Source organism: Stenotrophomonas muris (assembly GCF_052751275.1).
On record NZ_CP199879.1, the window covers coordinates 4,276,992 to 4,300,965 of the forward strand.

Consider the following 23,974-nt stretch of genomic DNA (forward strand, 5'->3'; position numbering starts at 1 on the left):
AGTCCCATGCTGAAATCCCGCGCGTCGCGCGAGACGTGGTTGTTCGTGGTGATGGCCCTGCTGGTGCTGGGGGCCGGGCTGGGCCTTCGTGATCCGTGGCCATCGGACGAACCGCGCTTCGCGCTGGTGGCCAAGCAGATGTTCGACAGCGGCCACTGGTTGTTCCCGCACCGCGGGACCGAGCTGTACTCGGACAAGCCGCCGATGCTGATGTGGTGGCAGGCCACGCTGTACAGCCTGGTCGGGCAGTGGCGCGTGGCCTTCCTGCTGCCGTCGCTGCTGGCGGCACTGGGCACGCTGTGGTGCGTGGTCGACCTGGGCCGGCGGCTGTGGACGCGGCGGGTGGGGCTGTATGCCGGCTGGGCGCTGCTGTTCGCGCTGCAGTTCACCTTCCAGGCGAAGAAGGCGCAGATCGATCCCCTGCTGCTGCTGTTCATCACCCTGGCCAACTACGGCCTGCTGCGCCACCTGCTGCTGGGGCCTGCCTGGCGCTGGTGGTGGCTGGGCTGGTTCTTCGCCGGCATCGGCGTGATCACCAAGGGCGTGGGCATGCTGGCGCTGCTGATGATCGTGCCCGCGGCAATCGCCACGGCGCTGCGGTGGCCACGGGTGGGCCTGCACGCGCGCGACGCGCGCTTCTGGCTGGCGCCGCTGGCCTTCCTGCTGGCGGTGTCGTTGTGGCTGGCGCCGATGCTGCTGGCCGGCTTTGCCACCGGCTCGGACGAATATCGCGCCTACATGGACGATATCCTGTTCCAGCAGACGGCGCGGCGCTACACCCATTCCTGGGATCACCACCAGCCCGCCTGGTACTTCCTGGCGACGATGCCGCTGATGTGGATCCCGGCATTCCTGGCCCTGCCCTGGGCGATTCCGGCCTGGCGCCGCCGGCTGCAACGCCGCGACGCGCGCTATCTGCTGCCGCTGGCCTGGTGGCTGATGGTGGTGCTGTTCTTCTCGATTCCCGCCGGCAAGCGCGACGTCTACATCCTGCCGGCGCTGCCGATGTTCTGCCTGGTGCTGGCACCGCTGTTGCCGGGGTTGCTGAAGCGACGCGATGTGCAGGCCGTGGTGGGGCTGTTCACCGGCCTGCTGTCATTGGGCCTGGCCGTGGCTGGCGCGATGGCGGTGCTGGGTGACCCGGCCTTCGAGCTGCGCCTGACCCATAGCCGCGGGCTCGCCCCCGGGGCCGTCGACGCGCTGGCGTGGACGATCCTGGCGATGGGCCTGTGGGGCGGATTGAGCCTGCTGGCCTGTGGCCGTCGCCGGCAGCTTGCGCTGGTGTCGACCCTGGCGGTGGTCTGGGTGCTGTACAGCCTGGTCGGCTACCCGCTGCTGAACGATTCCAGTTCGGCCCGTGGCCTGATGCGCGCGGTCGGTACCCGCCTGGGCCCCGATGCCGAGCTGGGGCTGGTGGCCTGGAAGGAACAGCACCTGCTGCTGGCCGACCGTCCCGCAGCGACCTTCGGTTTCGAGACTGACTGGGACGAGCAGCTGGTGGCGGCCACGCGCTGGCAGCGGCTGGCGCCCGGACGCCGTTGGCTGCTGGTCCACGAGTACGCGATGCTGTCGTGCGTCGACCGCAACCGCTCCGAACTGGCCGGCGTGGCCAACCGGCGGCGCTGGTGGCTGGTGCCGGCAGCGGCGGTGACGGTGCCGTGCGTGGTCACTGCCGAGGAGCGGGAACGTGAACGGCGTTTGCAGGAACATGACTAGCCAGCACGATTTCCGCTTGTCCAGTCTGCCCAAGCGGGTCCAAAGGCAGTAAAACAGCAGGCTGGGACGGGCCGCGTTGGCCCGTCCCATTCTTCCAGCAGATTGCAGCGATACTTCCCGACGTGCCAGCTTCACCGGACAACCTGAACCTCATGGCCGGCGACCCGCTGGGCGTTCCCGTCGGTGGGCGTCACGGGGTTGCACACGGGCTGGCCCAGCTGGGGCTGTTCTGCCTGCCGGCACTGGTGCTGACCGTGCCGATCAACCTGTTGCCGTATGGTCTCCTGCTGCTGCTCAGCACCCTGCTGGCGCCGGAGCTGCTGTGGCGCGCGCGGGGCATGGCCGGCCAGCCGGTGAAAGTGCTGGTCTGGCTGATGCTGGCGGTGCTGGCGCTCGGCGTACTGTCGGTGGTGCTGTTCGAACAGGGCCTGCGTGACGTCGACAACCGTTCGCGATTCGTGGTGATCCCATGGATCGCGCTGTGGATCTGCGCGCTGCGTCCCAGCCTGCGGTGGCTCTGGTACGGCTCGTTGACCGGCCTGCTCGCCACCTTCGTGATGTCGCTGTGGCAGGTGCTGGGCGGCGCCCCGCGCGCGGAGCTGTTCACCAACGCCATCGTGCTGGCCGACATCGTGATGGTGTTGATGGTGCTGCTGGTGTTCTGCCGCCCGTCGCGGCGCTGGTCGCTGGTGATCCTCGGCATGGCCGCCGGCTGCGGCACCATCGTGCTGACCGGCAGCCGCGGTGTGTTCGCCGCCTTGCTGGCGCTGCTGGTGGTGCTGGCGCTGAGCCTGCGCTGGCGTACCGGTGCGGCGCGCCTGTCGGTGCTGGCCGGGATGCTGGCGATCGGTGCGACGCTGCTGCTGTCGGTGCCGGAGCTGCGCCACCAGGTCCGCCTGAGCGAGCTGCACAGCGACGTGCAGCGGATGGAGCTGGGCGACAGTGATTCTTCCGCCGGTGCCCGCGTCGAGCGCCTGCAGGTAGCCTGGCAGACCTTCCTCGATCATCCGCTGGTGGGTGTTGGCATCGGTCATTTCGACAGCGCGATGCAGCGCGTGCCGGTCTGCCGGGAGAACCCGGAAGAGTTGCGCTGCCACCTGGGGCATGCCCACAACGACGTGGCCGAATGGGCGGCGACCCAGGGTGTACCGGGCCTGCTGCTGTTGCTGGCGGTGTATGGCATCCCGCTGTGGTTGTTCGTGCGCCTGCATCGCCGCAGCGGACGGGCGACCTTCCGCGGGCCGGCCGCTGCCGGCGTCATGCTGGTGATCACCTACGCGTTGTGCGGGCTGACCCAGTCGATGTTCGCGCACCAGATGACGGCCAGTTTCTACGTGACCCTGGTCGGCCTGCTGACCGGCCTGTCGATCGTCGAAGGCGCGCGCCACCGGGCGATCACCGGCTCGTGATGCGTCGGCGCGCCGGGCGGGCCCCGGCGATCAGGGGTTCGGCGGGTCGGCCACGGGCTGGCCGTTGCCCAGCATCCACAGCATGATGGTCTTCTGCCGCACGTAGTTGGCGCGCACGTAGGCGTAGACCAGGCCGTGCCAGCCGTCGCGGAAGCCGCCACGGAACACGAAGCCGCGCCAGAACCGCCAGGCCGGCGCCAGTACCAGCTTGCCCAGCGTGGCCCGCTTGCCGCGTGCGAACTCGTGCTCGGCCATCATCCGCGCGTACTTCTCGGTCTTGGCCAGCTGCTGCTGCAGGGAGCGGTACGGGTAATGGACCAGGTCGCCGCGCAAGGTGCCGACGCTGCCGTCGACGCTGGCCGCCTCGTGGATCTCGCGCTTGCCGCGCCAGCCGCCGCGGCGGCGGTCGAACAGGCGCATCACCCGGTCCGGGTAGGCGTTGCCATGGCGCAGGAACCTGCCGAAGTACTCCGACAGGCGCGCGAAGCGATAGCCGGCATGGCCGGCGAAGCCACCGTCGCGGGCCCGTTCGATGGCTGCGCGCAGTTCCGGGCTGATCCGCTCATCGGCGTCCAGGCACAGCACCCAGTCGTGGCTTGCCTGCTCGACGCAGTAGGCCTTCTGGCTACGGAAGCCATCGAACGCGCGCTGCAGCACGCGGGCGCCTGCGGCCTCGGCGATGGCCAGGGTGGCATCGGTGGAGTACGAGTCCACGACGATGATTTCGTCGCAGAAGGCCAGCGAGGCCAGGCAGTCGCCGATGCGGCCGGCCTCGTTGAACGCGATAATGCAGGCCGAGATGCGAGGCCGTTCGATGGGAGCGGTCGTGGAGGACATGATGGCCGGGTACCTGTTGTTTGCGACGGAGCGCTATGCGCTGCCTATTCTCGCCCCGTTGGCGCAGGCCTTGCACGCCTCCGGGCAGGAGGTGGCGGCCTGGTTCGAGGACGGCGCTGCCGCCAGCAGCCTGCCGGGCGTGCCCAACATCGGACTGAAACAGGCCCTGGCGATGCGGCCGCGTGCCGTGTTCAGCGCCGCCAACTGGGTGCCGACCTTCCTGTCCGGCGCCAAGGTACAGCTGTTCCATGGCTTCAACGTGGAGAAGCGCGACAGTGCGCGCGGCCACTTCCGGGTGCGCGGCATGTTCGACCTGTACTGCACGCAGGGGCCGGCCACCACCGCTCCGTTCCGTGAGATCGCCGCCCTGCAGGGCCACTTCGCCGTAGCCGAGACCGGCTGGCCGAAGCTCGACCCGCTGTTCCGCGACGACGGTGGCGAGAGCGCCGCGCTGCGCGCAGCGGCGGGCGGGCGCCCGGTGATCCTGTTCGGTTCGACCTTCACCGAGCGCCTGAGCGCAGCGCCCCACCTGCATGCGCAGATCGCCGCCGATATCGCTGGCGGTGAGCGCTACTGGCTGCTGACCCTGCACCCGAAGTGCCCACCGGAACTGTTCGAGCGCTACCGCGCGCTGGCCGGTGCCCATGCCCGCTTCATCGAGCCGGAGCAGGTGATGGCCGCGCAGCGCGCCGCCGATGTGCTGGTGTCGGACACCTCGTCGATCGTTTCGGAGTTCATCGTCCAGCACAAGCCGGTGGTGACCTTCCGCAACCGCGTGCCCAAGCCGCACATGATCGACTTCGACGACCCGGCGCAGCTGCCGGCGATGCTGCAGCGCGCGCTGCATCCCGACGCCGCGCTGCAGGCGGAGATCGTGCGCTACGCCGACGCCATCCATCCGTACCGCGATGGCCTGTCCAGCGAGCGGGTGATCGCCGCCACCGAGGATTTCCTGTCCGGTGAAATGGGCGTGCTGCGGCGCAAGCCCTTCGGCAGCTGGGTGCGCGACCTGCAGATCCGCAAGGACCTGGGATATTGGGGGCCGCCGCAGCGCTGATGCCTCGCCGACCCCGCTCGCGGTAGTGCCGGCCGCTGGCCGGCAACCTCGGGAATGTCTGCGGTTGCCGGCCAGCGGCCGGCACTACCGGTGTTGCTTACCAGCGCAACTTGCGCCGCGCCAGCGCCGCGGCCAGCTGCTCCATCACGTGTTGCGCCTGTGCCTGCGGCAGGTGGCGCAGGGTCAACGCCACATCACCGTGCGCACCGGCCGTATCCAGCTGCAGGCTGCTGGTGCCGAGCAGCTTGTCCAGCGGTGAACGCTGCAGGCGCAGGCCCTGCACCTTGTCCAGCTCGGCCCAGCGCCACCAGCGCTTCCACCAGCCGCCGCGCACGGCCACGTAATGGGCATCCAGATACCAGCCCATGCGCGCCATCTGCCGATGTGCCACCAGCAGCGCCACCGGCAGCCAGGCCAGCACGATCAGGCCCCATGATCCCCAGCGCCAGTACGCGGCCGCTGCCAGCAACGGCACCAGCAGCAGCGCGCCCAGGCACAGCCGCCACCAGCCACGCTGCGGAATGGACTGCCATTGCGCTGGCGGCCACTGCAGTTGAGGCAACAGGTGCTGCACCAGCTGCTCGCAGCGCATTGCCGGTGCCAGCGGTGCCAGCTCGCGCAGGGCGCGGTCCTCGTCGCGCGAGGGCCCGCCGGCAGCGCTGTCGATGCGCAGCTGGCGCAGGCCGAACCAGCGATGCAGGGTGGTTTCGCGCAGCGTCCAGGCCTGGATGCGGCGACGCGCGACACTGCTGCGTGTGCGGCTGAGCAGGCCGGCCGAGACGGTCAGGCGGCGGTCCTGCTCGCTGAGGGTGAAGCCGTGATAGCGCAGCAGGGTCAGCACCACCGACAGCGCACGCAGCGCCAGCCAGCCCAGCAGCAAGGCTGCGGCCAGCAGCAGGAAGGCGCCGGCCACGCCGGGATGCAGGTGGCTTGCGTAGCCGAAGGCTTCCCGGCCGCCACGCTGGATGGCCGCGTCCATCACCGGCCGCGGCACGGTCTGGAACAGCACGCCGAAGGCGGCGATCGCCAATGCCCAGCCGCGGTTGGACAGCAGGCCCATGCGCACCACGTCCCAGCTCGACAGGCGCAGCAGCACCTGTTCGGTGTCGGCGTCGGTGATCGAGGGGGCGGCCACGACGTCGGCGGCCTGCGGTGCCTGCCCACGCTGGCGCACCAGTCGTTCCAGCGCCAGCGCCTGGTCCAGCTTCAGCACGCGCATTTCGGCTTCCGGACGCACGCCACCGGCCGATTCCAGGCGCAGCTCGGCCACGCCGAACAGGCGGTGCAGCGGGTTCTGCCGCACTTCCACGTTGTGGATGCGGGCGAACGGGATCTCGCGGCGGTTGCGCGCCAGCAGTCCGCTGCGCACGGTGATCGCGTCGCTGCCGATGCGGTAGCGGTAGCTGAGGTACTGCAGCACCGAGACCAGCACCAGCGCGGCAATCGCCGACAGCGGAATCAGCTGCGCCCACATCGGGTCGCGGTCACCGCGCTGGCCGAACACCAGCAGCGCCACCAGCGGCAGGAAGTAGTGGCGCAGCTGCATCAGCAGCACGAACAGCCACGACCACGGGTGCAGGCGATGGTCCTCGCCACCGGCAGGCAGCGATGCGGGCAGGGGCGGCGGCAGGCTCACAGGGCGTCGGCGTCCTGGTCGAGCTGATGGGACAGGGTGTCACGCAGGCGCTCGGCGTCGGCCTCGTCCAGGCCGCTCACGGTCACTGCGCTCATGCGGGTCCCGGCGGTGTGCACGATCAGCGTGGCCAGGCCGGCACGGCGTTCCAGCGGGCCGCGGCGCAGGTCCAGGTGCTGCACGCGCGAAATGGGGATGCGCGTTTCCAGCTGCCACATCAGGTCGCGGCGCAGGCCCAGCCCTTGGGTATCCAGCCGCCAGCGGGTGCGGGTCAAGCGCCGGTGGCCAAGCCACGCGCCGAAGACGATGCCGATCAGCAGCCCAAGGGCGGCCGTCCACAGGCCGCCGGGCAGCTCGAAGAACCACGCGGCCGCGGCCAGCGGCAGGCCCGGCACGAACAGTCCGCCGAAGGCGCCTTCCAGTGCGGCCAGGCGGGCGGCGCGCTGCGGCAGCGACTGCCAGGCATCGGCAGGCGGGGAGGTCAGGGGAACGTCGATCACGCAGGCTCCGTCAGGTGGCAGGGCGGGCGGTGGCGGCAGGGCCGCACCGCGCAGACGGTAGCAGGTCGACCGCGCTACTGGGCAGCCTGGATCAGCGCGTCCACATCCAGCATGTGGCCGGCACGATCGGCCTTGGTGCGCAGGTAGTGTTCGTTCTCGGCAGTGATCTCGCCGGTGACCGGAATGCAGTCCAGCACCTCGATGCCGGCGTTGCGCAGACGCTGTGCCTTGGTCGGGTTGTTGCTGAGCAGGGCCACGCGCGAAATGCCCAGGCCATGCAGCATCGCCACCGCACTGCCGTAGCGGCGCTCGTCGGCACCGAAGCCCAGCTGTGCATCGGCATCGATGGTGTCCAGGCCGTCGTGCTGGTAGCCGTAGGCGCGCATCTTGGCGGCGATGCCGGTGCCGCGGCCTTCCTGGTCCAGGTACAGCAGCACGCCGCCGCCCAGTTCCTTCAGCTTGCGCAGGCCGCGCCGCAGCTGGTCGCCGCAGTCGCACTTGAGTGAGCCGAACAGGTCGCCGGTCAGGCACGAGGAGTGCACGCGTACCGGCACCACCGCCGACAGGTCCGGTTCGCCGACGATGATCGCGACCTGGTCGCGCTGGGCCACGCCGCCGCGGAACACCGCGAAGGTGGTCATGCCGACGTCGCGCAGCGGTACCGGCGAACGGGCGACCAGTTCGTAATCGTGGGCGGCGTGTGCCGCGCCTTCGGCCAGATCGCAAAGCGCCACTTCAGCAGCACCCTCGAAGGTGCGGTCAGCTGCGTCCAGGCGCACGGCCACCATGGCCGGCAGCAGCAGGCCCAGGCGGGCCAGCTCCACCGCGCCGGCATCGAAGGCGTCGCCGGCCGTCCAGTCGTCCGGCATCGGGCCGGGCTCGCGGAGGTAGCCCAGCGAGGGCAGGGCATCGAAGGCAACCCCCGCCAGCGGCAGGCGTGCGCCTGCCGGTGCCTCCACGCCGAGCACGCGGGCGCGGGTGGCGGTCAGGAACAGGTAATGGCGCTCGCGTGCGGCAGCGGCGAAGGCAGCGAAGCTGCTGGCAGTGGCGCTGTCCAGTGCAATCACCGCCAGCCGCTGGCCCTGCCCATCGTGGAGCAGTACCGGGCGACCGGCACGCAGTTCGGCCACCGCGCGTTCGCAGCGGATCGCGGCGGGGTCGCCGAACAGGGAAGAGGCAGCAGGCATGGCGGGACCGGGGGAGGCGGACATCGCAGTCTCTATGGGGGCGCCGGCGTCGTATTCAACGTGGTGCGGCCGCCGGTCGCAGGGGCCGGATGGGCCTGGGCGTGGGGGCCGTCAGTGCGGATGCTCTTCGGTCGCATACGGATCTTCCTCGCCGCTGCCCGGTGGCCGCAGCGTATAGCGCTTGTAGGTCCACTGGTACTGCGACGGGTCGCGGCGGGCGATGCGCTCGATGCCGGCATTGAGCGCGGTGGCGGCCACCTGCGGGTCCGGATCGGCCACGGCCGGGTCGGTCGGCTCGATGTGCAGGGCGAATTCCATGTCCGGCCCGATGCGCTCGCACCAGCCATACAGCACGGTGGCGCCGGTGCGCTCGGCCAGCCGGTTGACCAGGGTCATGGTCAGCGCCTGCACGCCGAAGAACGGCACGAACACGCCATCCCCGGCCTTGGGCTGCTGGTCGGGCAGGATGCCGGTGGCGCCGCCGTCCTTGAGCACCTTGAACAGCTGGCGCACGGCCGGCCCCTCGGCGCGTACCTGCTGCACGTTCTGGCCGCCGCGCACCAGCTGCAGGAAGGCGTCGCTGGCCTCGTCTTCCGGCGGCTTGTAGACGATGGCGATCTGCCCGCGCGAGGCCAGCCACTGGTTCAGCAGCTCCCAGTTGCCGAAGTGCGGTGCGGCCACGATCACGCCCTTGCCGCTGGCCAGGGCCGCGTCGTACAGGGCTTCGCCGTGGCGCTGCTTCAGGTGCAGCCGCAGGTTGTCGGCCGGCTGCCGGCTCCACAAACGCAGGGTCTCGATGGCCTGCAGCGCAGTGGAGCGCAGCAGGTCGCGGTGCAGGCGGTCGCGTGCAGGACCGTCCAGCTCCGGGTAGGCCAGTTCGAGGTTGCGCCGGGTAACGCGGCTCTCACGGGCATTGACACGAACCCACGTCCACGCCAGGGCGTGTGCGAACCCCCGCAGCAGCGGCCAGGGCAGGCGGGCGAACAGGGTGGTGGCGCGGTAGACCAGCCGGGCTTTGCGTTGCGGATTCATCGGCGCCAGTTTAGCCAAGGGCGCTGCTATCGTGGCCGGCCCCGTTCATTGGAAGCCCACGATGCTCGTCCTGATCCAGCGTGTCAGCCAGGCCGCCGTCCATGTCGACGAGGAGGTGGTGGGGCAGATCGGCCCCGGCTTGCTGGCCCTGGTCGGCATGGAACCGGGGGATAGCGAGGCCCAGCTGCGGCGGATGGCCGAACGCCTGCTGGGTTACCGGGTGTTCGCCGACGAGGCCGGGAAGATGAACCGGTCGCTGCGCGACACCGGTGGCGGCCTGCTGCTGGTCAGCCAGTTCACCCTGGCGGCCGATACCCGTTCGGGCATGCGGCCGAGTTTCACCAGCGCCGCACCGCCGGACGAGGCTGAACGCGGGTTCAATCGATTTGTCGACATCTGCCGTGAAAATCATGCGCCAGGGGTGGAAACGGGCCGGTTTGGTGCCCATATGGTCGTCAGCCTGGTCAACGACGGTCCCGTGACCTTCCTTCTCAGGCCCTAGGCCGCCGGGACCACCGCCCGGCAGGCAGGGCCCCGGGCTGGTATAATGCTACGTTCCCTATTTCTCCCTAGCCGGTGGCGCGAGCACTACATGGCCAACGAACGTCCTGCCCAATCCGAAATCAAGCAACTGATCAGCAAGGGCCTGGAACAGGGCTACCTGACCTACGCCGAAGTCAATGACCATCTGCCGGACGACATGGTCGACCCGGAACAGATCGAAGACATCATCGGCATGATCAACGGCATGGGCATCGATGTCCATGAAGTTGCGCCGGATGTGGAAACCCTGCTTCTCAACGACGGCAACACCGGTAACCGCGAAGTCGATGACACCGCGGCCGAAGAAGCTGCCGCCGCGCTGAGCGCGCTCGACACCGAAGGTGGCCGTACCACCGACCCGGTGCGCATGTACATGCGCGAAATGGGCACGGTCGAGCTGCTGACCCGCGAAGGCGAAATCGCCATCGCCAAGCGCATCGAGGAAGGCCTTTCGCAGGTCCAGGCCGCCCTGGGCCAGTTCCCGGTTTCGGTCGAATCGCTGCTGACCGACTACGAGGCCCACAAGGAAGGCAAGAAGCGCCTGGCCGAAGTGATCGTCGGCTTCAACGACCTGGCCGACGAAGAGCCGGCGCCGCCGGCGGTCGCTGCCGATGACAGCAGCGATGCCGACGCAGAAGGCGACGAGGACGAGGACGATGACGTCGAGGGTGGCGAGGAAGAAGCCGCACCGACCGGTCCGGATCCGGAGGAAGTCGCTGCGCGCATGCAGGCGCTGAGCGATGCTTTCAATGCCTTCAAGAAGGCGGCGACCAAGGGCGACAAGAAGAACCTGCCGCGCCTGCGCGAAGAGATGTCGGCGGTGTTCGTCACCCTGAAGCTGCCGCTGCCGCTGACCGACGTGCTGACCAAGCAGCTGCGCGACACCATGGCGTCGATCAAGGCCCATGAGCGACGCGTGCTGAACCTGGCCACCGTCACCGCGCGCATGCCGCGCAAGGACTTCATCCGCTCCTGGGAAGGCAACCAGACCAACCTGGAGTGGGTGGAAGACGCACTGAAGCGCAAGCAGAAGTGGTCGTCGGCCCTGCGCGAAGTGAAGGATCAGATCATCGCCGAACAGCAGGCGACGATCGACATCGAGAAGCTGACCCAGCTGGACCTGGAAGAGCTGAAGGAAATCAGCCGTGCCATGGCCTACGGTGAAGCCAAGGCGCGCAAGGCCAAGAAGGAAATGGTCGAGGCCAACCTGCGCCTGGTGATCTCGATCGCCAAGAAGTACACCAACCGTGGCCTGCAGTTCCTCGACCTGATCCAGGAAGGCAACATCGGCCTGATGAAGGCCGTGGACAAGTTCGAGTACCGCCGCGGTTACAAGTTCTCGACCTACGCCACCTGGTGGATCCGCCAGGCGATCACCCGCTCGATTGCCGACCAGGCGCGCACCATCCGTATTCCGGTGCACATGATCGAGACGATCAACAAGTTGAACCGCATTTCCCGCCAGATGCTCCAGCAGTACGGCCGCGAGGCTACGCCGGAGGAGCTGGCCAAGGAAATGGACATGCCGGAAGACAAGATCCGCAAGGTGATGAAGATCGCCAAGGAGCCGATCTCGATGGAAACCCCGATCGGCGACGACGAGGATTCCCATCTGGGCGACTTCATCGAGGACACCAACGTGGAGTCCCCGATCGAGAACACCACCAACATCAACCTGTCTGAAACCGTGCGCGACGTGCTGGCCGGCCTCACCCCGAGGGAAGCCAAGGTGCTGCGCATGCGCTTCGGCATCGACATGAACACCGACCACACGCTGGAAGAAGTCGGCAAGCAGTTCGACGTGACCCGCGAGCGCATCCGCCAGATCGAAGCGAAGGCGCTGCGCAAGCTGCGTCACCCGAGCCGCTCGGAGCAGCTGCGCAGCTTCCTGGATATCGATTGATTTCCAGCGGCTGGTGAAGCGTTGAGAGAAACCCCGCCTGGTGCGGGGTTTTTCTTTTTTGGGCGTGCTTTCTGTAGAGCCGAGCCATGCTCGGCTGCTGTTCGCGATGACGTATTCGACGGGTCTTCTCAACGGGTGTCGGTTGCTTGCCGCACCTTGTGACGTAACTGGCCTGAGGATTCTTGAGGACTTCGCTGCGATTCGCTGCCGGGGGAAGTGGTCATTCAGCCGAAACCCCAAGTGCCTCAATGAAATGAGTAGCCGCATGTGAGTGATAAGCGCACGCAATGTCGCATTCACCAATTGAAGCCTCTAGCCTTCCTTCCACACAGTCCTCCTCAGGTGCTCAACACACCGTCGTAGGCGGACTGTCTGCCGCAACAGCAGGCAATCCAAGGTCAAACCGCAACTCTCGCCATTCCGGTGAGCCCAAGGGTTTCTGACCGGGTGGCGCGCAGCCATACAAGACCCTGCAAGGGGAAAGCTGCGGGCGGCCCTACGACCGTGTTGAAGCACCCGGTCGCCTCTCTCAACAGGAGGCGGAAGAGGTTCGACGAATCGTAGGAGAGTGAGTATGGGGCTGACGGAGATTGACGGTGGGTGTGGCTGGGGTGGCTCGGGTACGCGTGGTTGCGACTTCCCCCCGTTGTTGGACTGGGACGATGTGCTGCGTGATGAACGCGAGGATCCACTGGGGTTCGCCCGACGAGCGACATTGGCATTGCTGACACAGTCGGGTGCCGGACTGCTTGCTGGCTTCGGCGGCGGCAACCAGATTGGGCTGGAAGAGGCCAGGAGGACGGTGGCGCTGTTCCACGCCCACTTGCGGCGACTGGAGTGGTTCGCGGAAGTGGCGGAGAAGCGATTGGGGCGCGTTGCTGAGACTCTTGATGCTACCGGGTAGCCGATCGAGCGCGGCCTCCACTACACTGTGAGGCTGCGCAGGGCCTATAGCTCAACGGTTAGAGCAGGGGACTCATAATCCCTTGGTTCCAGGTTCGAATCCTGGTGGGCCCACCATCGAATCAGGCACTTAGAATCATCCGCAGCGCCTTCTTCGTCAAGCCGGCGCGACCCGGTGACCGCTCGGTGACCGTTTACGCTCCGCTGCTGTCACAGTTGGCCGCGGGTTGCCCTGCATCTTCGGGCGTCCACTGCAGAGCGCTCCTGCGTGCGCGAATCCAACGCTGGATGTCGCTCTGGTATCAACGGCGGACGGATCTCTCCCGACCCCTCGGCTGGCGCATGAGATCAGCACTGACCCAGCGAGTGCAACTCCAGCCACAACTCTGGAGTGATGGAGCTCGCGACGTCTACTGATTTCAGACATTCGGCTAGTTGCGTGCCCTCCGAACAACCGAGCAGGACACTACTGACGAGCCTGTTTTGCAAGCACCACGCAATGGAAAGCTGGGCGCGAGATACTCCCAGAGCCTTGGAAATTCTCTCGATGCCTTTTGCAGCTTCGACCCATCGCAGGAATTGTGCCTCACCCGCATGATCCCTCAACGTCGTGAAGTCCCGGAAGGACAGTCTCGAGCCAGGCGGGATGCCCTGGTCGTAGCGACCAGCGAGTATGCCCTGCTTCAATGGCGACCAAGTGAGCAACCCCATGCCATATCGATCAATCAGGTCTGGTAGATCTTCCTCCACAGCTCTGGTAGCGACCAGGTTGTACTCAGGCTGCTCGACGGACGGGCCAATCAGATGATTGGAAAGAGCGAAATCATGCGCCTCCGCCACCAGTCCAGCAGGCCACTTCGACGTCCCCCAATGCAGCACCTTGCCCTGCACAATCAACGAGTGCATCGTCCATACGATCTCTCCAACACTCACATTTGCATCTTGTGAATGGCAAAGATAGATATCCAGGTACTCCAAGCCCAGCCGTGTCAGCGCAGCATCACACTCCTCCACCAGGTGCTTGCGGCCCAAACCGCGTTGAGTCGGCTTGAGCTGGTCGTCCGGCTTTGCCCCGTAGAATGCTTTGCTACAGATGGAGTAGGTGTCGCGCTGCCAGCCGGCATCTCTTATCGCACGCCCCAGCTCCGTCTGCGCCCCACCCCAGCCATAATTCTGGGCGGTATCAAACAGATTGATTCCTCTATGGTAAGCCTGCGATAGCAACCTGGCGCCATCCGAATTACTCAGCCGCTGACCAACACTAAGCCAGGTGCCAAGGCTGAGTACAGACACGCTCAAGCCCGTCCTTCCAAGATATCGATATTGCATGAAAGTACCGGTAAAGACGGGGTGGCCATAGGACACCCCGTCACGCAGCAAGATTAGAAGTTGAATATCTCAGGAAAAGCTAGGCGTCTCGCACTTCTGGTCATATCCGCCGCTTTTCTGGTCGAATTTGCAATACCCACCTGTATTCTGCGCATAGGTTTCGAACCCGCCACCAGCGACGGCATCGGTCTCCTGCGGCGTCAGCAGCCGCGCGACCAATTCTTCACCCTGTGACTTCTTGTCGCTTGCATTCATCGCGAACTCCCTTCTGATTGTAGATCAACAATTGACCGCACTTCCCTTGATTTCCGTCGACCGCGGTCGGGATCGACGGGTACAACAGGCATGAGCCTCGGTGAAGCGAGAGAGCAGGATTGCCAAGCAATCACCGCTCAGGTCCAGCACACTGCTTAGATGGCGAAGGTGGGCTGCATGACCTCGTCAGCCTTCAGGCGCTCCTGAATCGCTGCCTCCGGATATCCGTTCTCGATCAGAAAATCAACTACATGTGAGTAGTACTTCTTCAGTCCAGCACAATAGACGCTTGGATTATCGAACTGTCGAGTGCGGCTAAAGCGATTCTCTAGTGCGCCCCCTCCGCATATTCTCACCCACCTGCAGTTGAAACAGTCATCGGGGAGGTTTGCTCGCGCCCGATCAAGTACCACAAGGCCTGGGTCATTGACGAAGCTATAGAGCGACGAACCGAAGATTGAGTAAGAACGCTGCGAGGATCGCCACTCCAATGCGGGAATCAACGAGTCATCGCAACTCACTTCGCCCGTGCTCTGGATCACCACCACATGGGTTCGTTTGTCGAATACGTCCGTGGCCGCGGCGCGTGCAGGCGCATACTCTTGAAAGTAGCGAATTACCTTCGTTACTTCCCTCACATAGATGTCCTGGTGGCTCAGCCACTTATTGAAGAGGCCTATCAGTAGATCTCCGTACTCGTCTGGGGTCTCTCCATCGACGAATGGTTCATCATGACTCCTGTCCGGCAACAGGAACCCCATATGACGGAACTTGAGCTCCTCAACGAAGTGATCAAATGTTTCTTCAATCGGGATGTCGCGTCCAAGCACACTTAGTACGCCGATTGCACTGATCTTTCGCTCGGCCTCCAACTCGTGAAGTCGCCCAACCGTGCGCGCGATCTTCTCATGCGATCCCTTCCCCTTATGGGTTACCCGGAATCTATCGTTGTACTCAGCCGGACCATCAAGACTGATGCCAACGGAAATACTGAACTCTGAAATCAGATCTTCCCACTCGGCCGTAAGGTGATATCCATTTGTCTGTATGCCAAGACTCAACCCGCATATGGGGGTCAACGTCTCACGCAGAGCAGAAACCAGTCCCCTGAAATCGCGAGCCCTCATGAGGGTGGGCTCCCCGCCGTGGAAGACGATATTTACATTCCTGATGCCTAGATCCTCGACGCCACGCTTGATGTAATCAGCGACGGCTGAGAATTTGTCAGGCTTCATGATCGGATCACGGCCCTTGTAGGAATCATCGCCCATGAAGAAGTAGTAACAGTAGCTGCAAGCGAGGTTGCAGCGCTCGGCGATCTTGATGATGACCTGCAGCTCATGTAGCTTCTGAATCGGGGAAGATGTGTCGCTGTTGAGTACGTCGATCATGGTCGCCCCCTTGGCGTGATTCGGGAAAGATGAAACGGCGTGTACAGGGATCTTGGGGGGGATTGGCACGACACGATCGACCGTTTCGCAGAGCTGTCGGAGTAGTCGATGCGCACTGCTCCTCCATTCCGGCAAGCAGAAATCCATGCAGATCGAGCGTCCAACACATGCTCTCTAAAATCAAACCCATCTATTGCCGCGGGTTTTCCCCCAGGCCTCAGAGAGCTGCAGGTCTTCACTTCGGGATCAAGCACAATCACCCCGCCACCGGTAAACAGGCCGTAGTTCCCTTGGCAGTCGTTGCGTGAAACCTCTCGCATCAGTTCGGCGGCAATGCGGAACTGCTGGTCCTTGCTCAAGCCGCTGATCGCTTCGCGAAGCGCGTAGCCATTCTGGGCTAGAAGTTCGATCATGGCGTTCTGCACCGACGATCGCGCACCGAATGCCTCATTGAAGTCGGTGCGTTCATTGAAACGAGACGAGGAGTTATCCTGCAGGGTACTTTTCCAGAACGTGCCCAGAGCAGCTGCTGGATCAGAATCTGTCCGGACGAGGTTGAGGAACGTGTAGACCATCCCGCAGGAGTAGGCGAGTTGATACTTGCCCTCACTGATCAGGTCGTTCAATGGTCGCTTCCTGTACTCTGCCTGGTCGATACATGACTCTGCAGCTGCGCCCACGTCGCGCGTGATCCCTTGCTCCTTGCTCCCAGTCTCCTCCGAAAGAAACAGGCTTGCTGCCATTTCTGCCCCGCCCTCGAGCAGCATCATTCTGCTTTGCTGTGGGAGTGACTCCATCATTTGCACATCTTGATTCCATTGATGAAATGCTTCATGGGCAATGAAGTGAGATAAGTCTTTTGGAAAGCCCTTTGAGGTGTCCAGGCAACCCGCACGAAGGCCAATCAGCAGCAGTCCGGGCAATGAGCTTCCGCTGAAGTGGCAGCCCTGCTGGGTATTGGCGCCCTGCTCAAGCAAGAAGATTACAGAGCTCACGCTGTGCTGCTCAGGTCCGAGGGCACGCCCATAGAACTTCCGGGCCTTGTCCAGCCAATTCTTATACTGGCTCCTGAACACCTGTGGCACGCCTTGATCGGCCAGCATCGTTGGAACGGGTACTGGCCGCCCATCGCTGAAGAATGCGTAGCCTTCGAACACCGTCACTGGAGAGCTTGCTGGGTGCTGTGAGGCTCCTGGATCGATATCGCCACATAGGCGTTCAAACTGCGGATCGTCAGGATTGATCAGAGGCTGTAGGTTGATCATGACAGTGGAGGGCGCCAACCTGATGATCAGCGGATACTTTCTTCCCTCCGGAAGCCGGCTCCTGCTGATATCCAAGGTATAGACGTGTTCGTCCGGGCGGGCGCTCTTCGACGCTTGCCACTCCTGCAGGTTGAGTTTGGGCGTACCCAGCGAGGTCACTCGCAAGGTCGCCTTTGACATGGCTGTGTCAACCTCAAGGCCGGACGCGAGGCAATCACGCTTCCCTGCCCATGCGTTTGCCGTGGGCAGAGCCAACATGAGCAAGGTTGCCAACAGCGCCCATGGCTTTGGAGCTATGGGCACCAGTCGAATGAAAGCTTTGCCGACAGTTACGCGCATATCACCCCGTCCACAGCCACTTCCTTGAATCCTCAGACTCAGCATTGCTCAGCACTCCCGGTGCTTTATCTCGAACCGTTCGTCTGCACTTTGTATTGTCTCCAGCCGATGGGCGATCACCACCCGGGTCATGCTCGACATCTTCACGGCCGCATTGACGCGCCGCTCACACTCGAGGTCCAGATGGCTGGTTGCCTCATCCAGGACCAGCAGACGGGGGCGGCGATATAGCGCTCGAGCGAGGATCACTCGCTGCTTCTGCCCTCCAGACAGGCTGGAACCCATGTCGCCTACCAGAGTTCTGTAGCCCATTGGCATCGCCTCGATATCGTCGCTCACTGCAGCGAGCGTCGCCGCCTCCCTGATGCGCTCATCGGTTGAGTCCTGATCACCAAAACTGATGTTGTCCCCGATCGTTCCGGCGAACAGCTGATCTTCCTGCATGACTGCACCGACCAGGCCTCTGAATCGTCCGTGACCCATATCATCAATTTTCTGTCCTCCAAAGATCACCTCTCCTTCGCTAGGCTTCAGTAGGCCGAGCATGATCTTGGCGAGTGTCGTCTTGCCGCTCCCTGACACTCCAGTGATGGCGATTGAACGACCCGATTCCACTTTAAAACTACAGTTTCTCAACACCCAGGGCTCTCCGTCGGAGTAGCGGAAACTGACATTCTTGAATTCGACACTCGAATCGTCCGGCACGTGGCACGAGTCGACTCCGTCGGCGCTCTCCTGTTCGCTGAGGGCGATATCGGACAACCGTTCCGCGTGCAATCTGAGCATCCTGAAATCCACCCACTTATCCGCCAAAGAAGTAGATCTATGAATAAACATGTCTGCGAAGGCGACAAATGCAACCATCATGCCAACAGAGAACTTCTCATCCATGACCAGAGAAGCAGCTATCCAGATCAGTGCGACTCTGCCCAAGCCAAAGATAAGGCCGTTGATAATTCCGAAAGAAATATTCAGTTGCTGAATTCGGATTCCGCGGTTTATTACCTGAACCGAAGCATTGGCATAGCGTGCGCGTCGCGCATTCTGCTGATTGGCCAGCTTGATCGGAAGAATTCCTCGGATGCTTTCTAGGATTTCGCCCTGCTGGCGTGCCGCATGAACAATCTGATCTTCGTTTGCCCTCCACAACGGAGCAAAGAACACCCATCGAAGCATCGTGTAAAGTAGAAATAGGCCCGCTACCAGCGCCGCCAATCCAGGGCTGTAGAAGGTCATTATCAAAAGAACGACAAGTGACATCAGCCCGTCCAACAGTGAGCCGATGAACTGGACTGTCAGCGTACTTTGGATGATCTGGACTGAGCCAAGTCGCGAGACGATGTCACCCACCTGCCGCTTCTCAAACCAAGCCAAGGGCAGCCGGAGGAGATGCCCAACCATGTTGCTCATCCATTGCGCAGATGTTGTTGCACTGATCCAGCTGAGTAGCCAGGCGCGTAGTGCCGTGATGACAACCTGGAAGACCGCAACAATTGCGAAACCAATCGCCAGCAGCGAAAGAAGATCTCTATCAGCGGATACGATGACCTGATCCATCGTCCACTGGAGATAGAATGGTCCAATGAGAATGAATGCCTCTAGCGCCAGTGCAAGCCCCAGAACTTGGAGGCAAGCCGGCACGAGTCCCTGGATGGTACCTGCCAGTCGCCGAAGTGAAATAGATGGGGATCTGTGCGCTGGACGGAAGTCGGCGCCTGGTATGAGCTCCAAAGCGACACCGGTGAACTGGCTTGACACCTCCAGAAGATCGAGCTTTCGGACACCTCGTGCCGGATCGTGAATTACAGCCGATCGAGGGCCAATCTTGCACAGCACGACGAAATGATTCATGCCCCAATGCAGGATACAGGGCAGCTTCAATCTTGATAGGTTGCCAAGATCGAGCTTCAGCGGGCGCCCCTCCATGCCGAGTGCCGTCGCCAAATGCATCATCTGCCTCAGCGTGACGCCCTTCTGGGACGATCCGAATTTCGCCCGCATTCCCAGCATATCCACATGATGACCGTGATGCCCCGCGACCATGGCTAGACAGGCCAGTCCACATTCAGCGGTCTCTGCCTGCAGAATCAATGGCGTATCGCGACGCCACCCAAAACGGAGTTCGGCCCGGACGTCCGCTCGCGAATGTCGATCGGGGCGCCTCCGCTCTGCCGATGCGGAGCCATCAGCCATTGGAGTTTTCCTCGAACACACGTCTCTGGATGCCAAAAAGCGGCTCAAACAACCATTCGATAAGGCGTCTCCGCTCTATAAGCACATCTGCTTGTAGCGCCATCCCAGGCCGGATCGACTCCTTGATCCCATATGCGGAAACGTACTGCCGGTCCAGCTCTACATCTACTCGATAGAGTGGTCCTTGATCCGCTGGCGGTAGTCGGCCAGTCAAAGCGGAATGTTCCGCTGGCGTCAGTGCGCTTCGGGAGACGATGGATACCCTTCCGTACTGCTGACCAAATTTCTGGTACGGAAATGCCTCATAGCGGAGGATGACGCGATTGCCTGGAGCGATGAATCCAATTGCACGACTAGGAATAAGGAGCTGCGCCTGCAGCTTCGCGTCGCCAGGCAGTATCGTTATCATGGGCTGACCGGCACTCACCATTTGACCGGTCTTAACAAGTAGAGCTGCGACGACACCTCCTTGTCTCGCTCTAAACAGTGTGCCGCGTTGTAGATCGTTTTGGGCCTGCGATTGAGCTACGTCGGCAAGCTCTCGCACGATTTCGTTTCGGCGAGTTGCGTCCTCTAGCGGAAGTTTCGCCAAGGACTCCTGGGCGGCAGCAAGCTGTTGCTGGAGTTCGAGCCCCTGCCGCTGCAGTTCTGCCTTCCGGGAGCGTGCGGCACGTACCACCGCTTGCTGCCGCTGAATCTCAAATGCCGAAATGTATCCACCCTTTCCCAAAGGCTCGATCCGCTCCAAGAGCGCCTGCGAGCCTTCAACTTCCTCAGCCTGCAATGCAACCTGTTCGCCGACTTGGTCCAGCTGTCGTCGTATGAGCGATTCGCGAGCAACCAGCGCCTCTCGCTGATGCCGGGCGACAGAATCCTGGGAAACGAGATCGGCCCTGTAGCGCCCCTCCTTTTCCGCAAGCTGCTCATCAATTGATGCTCGGGTTGCACCAAGTCGAACCGTGTCCTGATCGCTTGAGATCTCCATCAGGACTTCGTCTGCCTGTATGGATTGGCCATCTTCAACATGTAGTCGCGCGACTGTTCCCGGGCTAAGAGCGGTGATATTGATCAGTCCGCTAGCGGGCACCAGTTGACCCGTCACCGTTTCTCGGCGGGTGTATTGGCCTAGGACCAGGAACAGGCCCATAGCAGTCGTTAGCAGAAGGATCAGGCAAAGCCATAGCCAGCGAGAAGGTGGTCCGGCAAGCAGGGTCTCGCCGAGGCCACTATGCTGATCTTCAGGTGAAGCCTCTCTGCGAAAGAGGTTATCTGCCACGGCATACCTCGCGCCATTGATGCACAGTCGCGATGTCGCTCAGCCTCGAAATGAGGCGATGTCCGCAATCGGTTCCAGTGGCTATGCCCCCCCAGCCGGGCATCTGTCGCCATTGGCGTCGGGCCTAGACCAGCCCCGCTGGTCCTTGATCGCAGCGCACGCGAAAACAGGAAATGCCCCCATCGAATTTCTCCGCCACCATCCTTGTATGCAATTTCTTTATGGAAGTATTTGCATGGCGTCAACCCCTTCGGCGTGGAGCGTGGAGCGGGGTGCATCGAAGATGGTGGCAATGCTTTGATCTCACATAGTCACCCTCGGCGTTGCGGTGTACGCAGGTCAGCGCCAAGCAGGCGAAAGGCGACACAATGGTGGGGGTGCGCTTGGATCCCCTGCATCACCAGTTGACTTGGCCGCCTGAATCCAGCCGCTACGAAAACCGAAGTGAGGTTCGGGGGAGTGATGTAGGTGGGGGGATGTATCGGCCCGTCCTGACCAGTGCTGCAATCGGCATGACATGTCAGGGGCTCCCTTCCTTACTGCCATGTGGATTGCGACATGATCAATCGTGGAGACATTGCTCTCTTTCATCGCAATCAGCATCAAATTGTCGGCCTGTTTTCGGGGGCATAACTGAGACCAGTGCAGGCAATCGTGAATGATGGCGGCCCGGCCCTACCAGCGTGTCTTGGGAGTGGCGACATGTAGGATTCTCGGGATGGACGCTCCGTCATGCACGAATCCCGCGAAATGTGGGTAGTGTGAGTGCTGGTGGGCCCACCGCAGGAATGGCACTTGGGTTCCGCCCAGGTGCTCATTTTTGTGCCGCGGGCAGAATTCACGTGGGGCAGGAGCGCGGGGTTGCCAGCGGTCCAGGTGAGCCTGATCGTCAGTGTCACGGATGTCCATGGTCATACCCCTCACCTCTGCTATCACCTCCGAAACAGCGATTGGTCTCTGATGGCCGGTCTGTCTCTGAATGCAATGAAGGATGGCTCAACCACGATGGCAACGATTCACCTGGTCGAAGGGCCCGTCGGTGCGGGCAAATCCACGTTTGTTGCCGAGCTGCGAAGTCTGCACACGGCTGCAGGATTCATTCTGGACGCGTGGTTCGTACGGCTGTACAGCCCGGACCGTCCCGCCGCCAACCTGATGGAATGGTATGCCGCAAGGAAGGCGCGTTGCATGGCGCAGATATGGATCACAGCCTGCGAAGTGCTCGATACGGGTCGCGACGTTGTACTCGAGCTGGGTCTGGTGGAGAGAGCCAGCCGCGAGAGCTTCTACGCGCAGGTCAGGGAGGCGGGCTACGATCTGGCCGTGTATCTCCTGGATGCCCCACGTGACGTTCGTCGTGATCGCGTCCGCCAGCGCAATCGCGAGAAAGGCCCAACGTTTTCCATGGATGTGCCGGATGCCTTCTTTGAGTTGGCGAGCGACCATTGGGAGCCCATGGACCAAACCGAGTGCGAGATCTACGACGTCCAGGTAATCACCTGGAATCCAGGGTCTGCTTCTGGTGGATGAGGGATATCAAGGCTGCCGGGTGCTTCAGGAGCGATGCGATGGCGTGTCATCTGCCCTGCAGCCGCGATTCTGGTTCAAGGAAGGCGACAGCGGCAGCCGCTACGCGACTGCCGCTCATGTGGACGTCCTGCTGCGTGCAACTACTTCGGCATCAACACGGTGTCGATCACGTGGATCACGCCATTGGACTGGCCGACGTCGGCAATGCTGATCCCCGCCTTGCCGCCCTTGGCATCGATGACCCACAGCTTGCCGTCATGCAGTGCGACGGTGAGGGATTCACCTTCAACGGTCTTCAGCGTGGCCTTGCCGCCGTGCTTCCTGGCATCGGCCATCAGCTGCGCTGAACTGTAATTGCCTGGCACCACGTGGTAGGTCAGGATCTTGGTCAGTTGTGCCTTGTTTTCAGGTTTCACCAGCGTATCGACCGTACCTGCGGGCAGCTTGCTGAAGGCTGCATTGGTGGGCGCGAAAACGGTGAAGGGGCCGGCGCCGTTGAGGGTATCGACCAGGCCCGCTGCCTTGACCGCAGCGACCAGGGTCGTGTGGTCCTTGGAGTTGATGGCGTTCTGGACGATGGTCCTGGTGGGATACATCTCTGCTCCGCCGACCATCACGGTACTGGCGGCGAAGCTCATTGAAGTGGCTGAGACCAGTACGGCGAAGCTGACTGTGGCGGCTATCCGCTGAAGGGCTTTCACGGCGCGTTCCTCTATGGGATGCCCGCAAGGCGCGGGCATCCTACATACGCGCTGGCGCGGCCCTTGGATGCAGGCAGATGCATCAGTGCGCGTTGTCGCCTGAAACGTCGCAGCGTTGTAAAAGCCGAGTGAACGACTGCCCCTGCCGGCGGCTACGCAGCACGAACTGCGCGCCGCTCAGCGGCGCGGATGACGGATGTCGGATGGGCAGCCAGAAAGGCGCGCGTTGCTGATGGCCTGGCGGACACCACAGCCACGGCATGAGAGCACGGTTCCACCGGCAACGTGTTCCATCTCATGCTCGTCCCACACGCTCGTCGATCCGCAGGCGGTGCAGGTGGCGACGATCTGCAGTGCGCGGGCCAGGTCGCCCTGCTCCCCAGCCCTGTAGGTGAGATCGGTGATCTGAAAAATGCCGGTATGACTCATGGGAATGCCGGGGGGTGCTTGTTGACGAACGATAGGGCCCACCGGGTATCGGTCGTGTCGGTGCTGTGTTGATGGATGGTTGAAGTGCAGGCTATTCGTCGCTGCGTCGATTGAGCTCTTCAAGCCGTGCGCGGCTGACTGACTGGTGATTGCCGCAGGTTGGGCAACTGAGGGCAGCCGCACCGTCGAGATCGACAAGGCCATGGTTGGGAATGGCCCTGAACTGCCAGGAACACTTGATGCAGGAGCAATCGATTCGGGTGACCTGCAGCAGGGTGCCGTCTGCCCGCGTCACTCCCTCGACGCTGATTACGTAGAACTGTCCGATGTCACGCATGAAGATGAACGAAATCCCTGAATCCGTAGGGCGCCATCATGCTGTTTTGTGGGCCATCTGGGACAAAGGTGGCTTGGTCGAATTCTGAAGAGTTAAGAATTCGAGTGAAGGTGCGGACTCGCAGCGGGACAGGTAATCCAACGCCGCGCGAGTGAGAGTTGGATACGACGACGTGAGCGCCTTCCGCAAGGTGTTCCAGAGCATTGTCG

Annotated in this window: 21 protein-coding genes and 1 tRNA gene; 7 read left to right on the top strand and 15 right to left on the bottom strand. The window is 63.1% G+C overall.

Features of this window, described 5'->3' with window-relative positions:
• Positions 1 to 6: 6 nt before the first annotated feature.
• Positions 7 to 1,716, top strand: coding sequence for an ArnT family glycosyltransferase (locus ACUVWL_RS19840; protein WP_111206757.1), 1,710 nt, complete (start codon positions 7 to 9; stop codon positions 1,714 to 1,716).
• A gap of 152 nt (positions 1,717 to 1,868) precedes the next feature.
• Complete coding sequence (locus ACUVWL_RS19845) at positions 1,869 to 3,125, top strand: O-antigen ligase family protein (protein WP_014648560.1); 1,257 nt, start codon at positions 1,869 to 1,871, stop codon at positions 3,123 to 3,125.
• A 30-nt stretch (positions 3,126 to 3,155) separates the two neighbouring features.
• Here the strand turns inward: ACUVWL_RS19845 and ACUVWL_RS19850 are convergent, their stop codons facing one another.
• Positions 3,156 to 3,962, bottom strand: a complete 807-nt coding sequence (locus ACUVWL_RS19850; RefSeq protein WP_014648559.1) for a glycosyltransferase family 2 protein — start codon at positions 3,960 to 3,962, stop codon at positions 3,156 to 3,158.
• On the opposite strand from ACUVWL_RS19850, the gene ACUVWL_RS19855 reads away from it, so the two are divergent.
• Positions 3,961 to 5,019, top strand: coding sequence for a CDP-glycerol glycerophosphotransferase family protein (locus ACUVWL_RS19855; protein WP_346601340.1), 1,059 nt, complete (start codon positions 3,961 to 3,963; stop codon positions 5,017 to 5,019). The genes ACUVWL_RS19850 and ACUVWL_RS19855 overlap by 2 nt on opposite strands.
• A 97-nt stretch (positions 5,020 to 5,116) precedes the next feature.
• Here the strand turns inward: ACUVWL_RS19855 and ACUVWL_RS19860 are convergent, their stop codons facing one another.
• The 4 genes from ACUVWL_RS19860 to ACUVWL_RS19875 all read right to left on the bottom strand — a co-directional run bounded on the left by ACUVWL_RS19860 (position 5,117) and on the right by ACUVWL_RS19875 (position 9,371).
• Positions 5,117 to 6,655 carry a PH domain-containing protein gene (locus ACUVWL_RS19860; RefSeq protein WP_414611766.1) on the bottom strand — a complete coding sequence of 513 codons (1,539 nt, stop codon included), beginning with the start codon at positions 6,653 to 6,655 and terminating at the stop codon, positions 5,117 to 5,119.
• Positions 6,652 to 7,152: a PH domain-containing protein gene (locus ACUVWL_RS19865; RefSeq protein WP_014648556.1), complete on the bottom strand. Its 501-nt coding sequence runs from the start codon at positions 7,150 to 7,152 to the stop codon at positions 6,652 to 6,654. Before ACUVWL_RS19865 ends, ACUVWL_RS19860 begins: the two co-directional genes overlap by 4 nt.
• 74 nt (positions 7,153 to 7,226) lie before the next feature.
• Positions 7,227 to 8,363 (bottom strand): GTP cyclohydrolase II RibA, encoded by a 1,137-nt coding sequence (gene ribA, locus ACUVWL_RS19870; RefSeq protein ID WP_041863895.1) that lies wholly within the window; start codon positions 8,361 to 8,363, stop codon positions 7,227 to 7,229.
• Positions 8,364 to 8,450: 87 nt separating this feature from the next.
• Positions 8,451 to 9,371 carry a lauroyl acyltransferase gene (locus ACUVWL_RS19875; RefSeq protein WP_049439254.1) on the bottom strand — a complete coding sequence of 307 codons (921 nt, stop codon included), beginning with the start codon at positions 9,369 to 9,371 and terminating at the stop codon, positions 8,451 to 8,453.
• 61 nt (positions 9,372 to 9,432) lie between these two features.
• Between ACUVWL_RS19875 and dtd the strand changes: the two genes are divergently transcribed.
• The 3 genes from dtd (at position 9,433) to ACUVWL_RS19890 (ending at position 12,837) form a co-directional block, all read left to right on the top strand.
• Positions 9,433 to 9,873 carry a D-aminoacyl-tRNA deacylase gene (dtd, locus tag ACUVWL_RS19880; protein ID WP_014648553.1) on the top strand — a complete coding sequence of 147 codons (441 nt, stop codon included), beginning with the start codon at positions 9,433 to 9,435 and terminating at the stop codon, positions 9,871 to 9,873.
• A gap of 90 nt (positions 9,874 to 9,963) precedes the next feature.
• Complete coding sequence (gene rpoD, locus ACUVWL_RS19885) at positions 9,964 to 11,817, top strand: RNA polymerase sigma factor RpoD (RefSeq protein WP_014648552.1); 1,854 nt, start codon at positions 9,964 to 9,966, stop codon at positions 11,815 to 11,817.
• A gap of 944 nt (positions 11,818 to 12,761) precedes the next feature.
• Positions 12,762 to 12,837: transfer RNA gene (locus ACUVWL_RS19890), tRNA-Ile, on the top strand.
• A 231-nt stretch (positions 12,838 to 13,068) separates the two neighbouring features.
• On the opposite strand, the gene ACUVWL_RS19895 is transcribed toward ACUVWL_RS19890, so the two are convergent.
• The 7 genes from ACUVWL_RS19895 to ACUVWL_RS19925 all read right to left on the bottom strand — a co-directional run bounded on the left by ACUVWL_RS19895 (position 13,069) and on the right by ACUVWL_RS19925 (position 21,431).
• Entirely contained in the window at positions 13,069 to 14,013 is a 945-nt protein-coding gene (locus tag ACUVWL_RS19895; protein WP_158490976.1) for an aldo/keto reductase family protein, read from the bottom strand.
• A 105-nt stretch (positions 14,014 to 14,118) separates the two neighbouring features.
• Positions 14,119 to 14,304, bottom strand: coding sequence for a hypothetical protein (locus tag ACUVWL_RS19900; protein ID WP_049404788.1), 186 nt, complete (start codon positions 14,302 to 14,304; stop codon positions 14,119 to 14,121).
• Positions 14,305 to 14,459: 155 nt separating this feature from the next.
• Positions 14,460 to 15,695, bottom strand: coding sequence for a radical SAM protein (locus tag ACUVWL_RS19905; RefSeq protein ID WP_445391944.1), 1,236 nt, complete (start codon positions 15,693 to 15,695; stop codon positions 14,460 to 14,462).
• On the bottom strand, positions 15,692 to 17,140 hold the full coding sequence (locus ACUVWL_RS19910) for a hypothetical protein (protein WP_445978683.1): 1,449 nt from the start codon (positions 17,138 to 17,140) through the stop codon (positions 15,692 to 15,694). Before ACUVWL_RS19910 ends, ACUVWL_RS19905 begins: the two co-directional genes overlap by 4 nt.
• Before the next feature lie 207 nt (positions 17,141 to 17,347).
• Positions 17,348 to 19,492, bottom strand: coding sequence for a peptidase domain-containing ABC transporter (locus ACUVWL_RS19915; RefSeq protein ID WP_445978684.1), 2,145 nt, complete (start codon positions 19,490 to 19,492; stop codon positions 17,348 to 17,350).
• Entirely contained in the window at positions 19,485 to 20,768 is a 1,284-nt protein-coding gene (locus tag ACUVWL_RS19920; protein WP_080354603.1) for an HlyD family efflux transporter periplasmic adaptor subunit, read from the bottom strand. The genes ACUVWL_RS19915 and ACUVWL_RS19920 overlap by 8 nt, the downstream gene beginning before the upstream one ends.
• Before the next feature lie 339 nt (positions 20,769 to 21,107).
• The gene (locus tag ACUVWL_RS19925) at positions 21,108 to 21,431 is read right to left on the bottom strand and encodes a hypothetical protein (RefSeq protein ID WP_080354480.1); all 324 of its coding nucleotides are present in this window, start codon (positions 21,429 to 21,431) and stop codon (positions 21,108 to 21,110) included.
• A gap of 132 nt (positions 21,432 to 21,563) precedes the next feature.
• On the opposite strand from ACUVWL_RS19925, the gene ACUVWL_RS19930 reads away from it, so the two are divergent.
• Positions 21,564 to 22,298, top strand: coding sequence for an AAA family ATPase (locus ACUVWL_RS19930; RefSeq protein ID WP_230374577.1), 735 nt, complete (start codon positions 21,564 to 21,566; stop codon positions 22,296 to 22,298).
• Between the two features lie 140 nt (positions 22,299 to 22,438).
• Here ACUVWL_RS19930 and ACUVWL_RS19935 read toward each other — a convergent pair whose 3' ends face one another.
• From ACUVWL_RS19935 to ACUVWL_RS19945, 3 genes are all read right to left on the bottom strand, one after another.
• Entirely contained in the window at positions 22,439 to 22,999 is a 561-nt protein-coding gene (locus ACUVWL_RS19935; RefSeq protein WP_032958323.1) for a fasciclin domain-containing protein, read from the bottom strand.
• A 177-nt stretch (positions 23,000 to 23,176) separates the two neighbouring features.
• Positions 23,177 to 23,428 (bottom strand): hypothetical protein, encoded by a 252-nt coding sequence (locus ACUVWL_RS19940; RefSeq protein ID WP_164109741.1) that lies wholly within the window; start codon positions 23,426 to 23,428, stop codon positions 23,177 to 23,179.
• A 91-nt stretch (positions 23,429 to 23,519) separates the two neighbouring features.
• Positions 23,520 to 23,765, bottom strand: a complete 246-nt coding sequence (locus ACUVWL_RS19945; protein ID WP_014648541.1) for a hypothetical protein — start codon at positions 23,763 to 23,765, stop codon at positions 23,520 to 23,522.
• Positions 23,766 to 23,974: the final 209 nt, after the last annotated feature.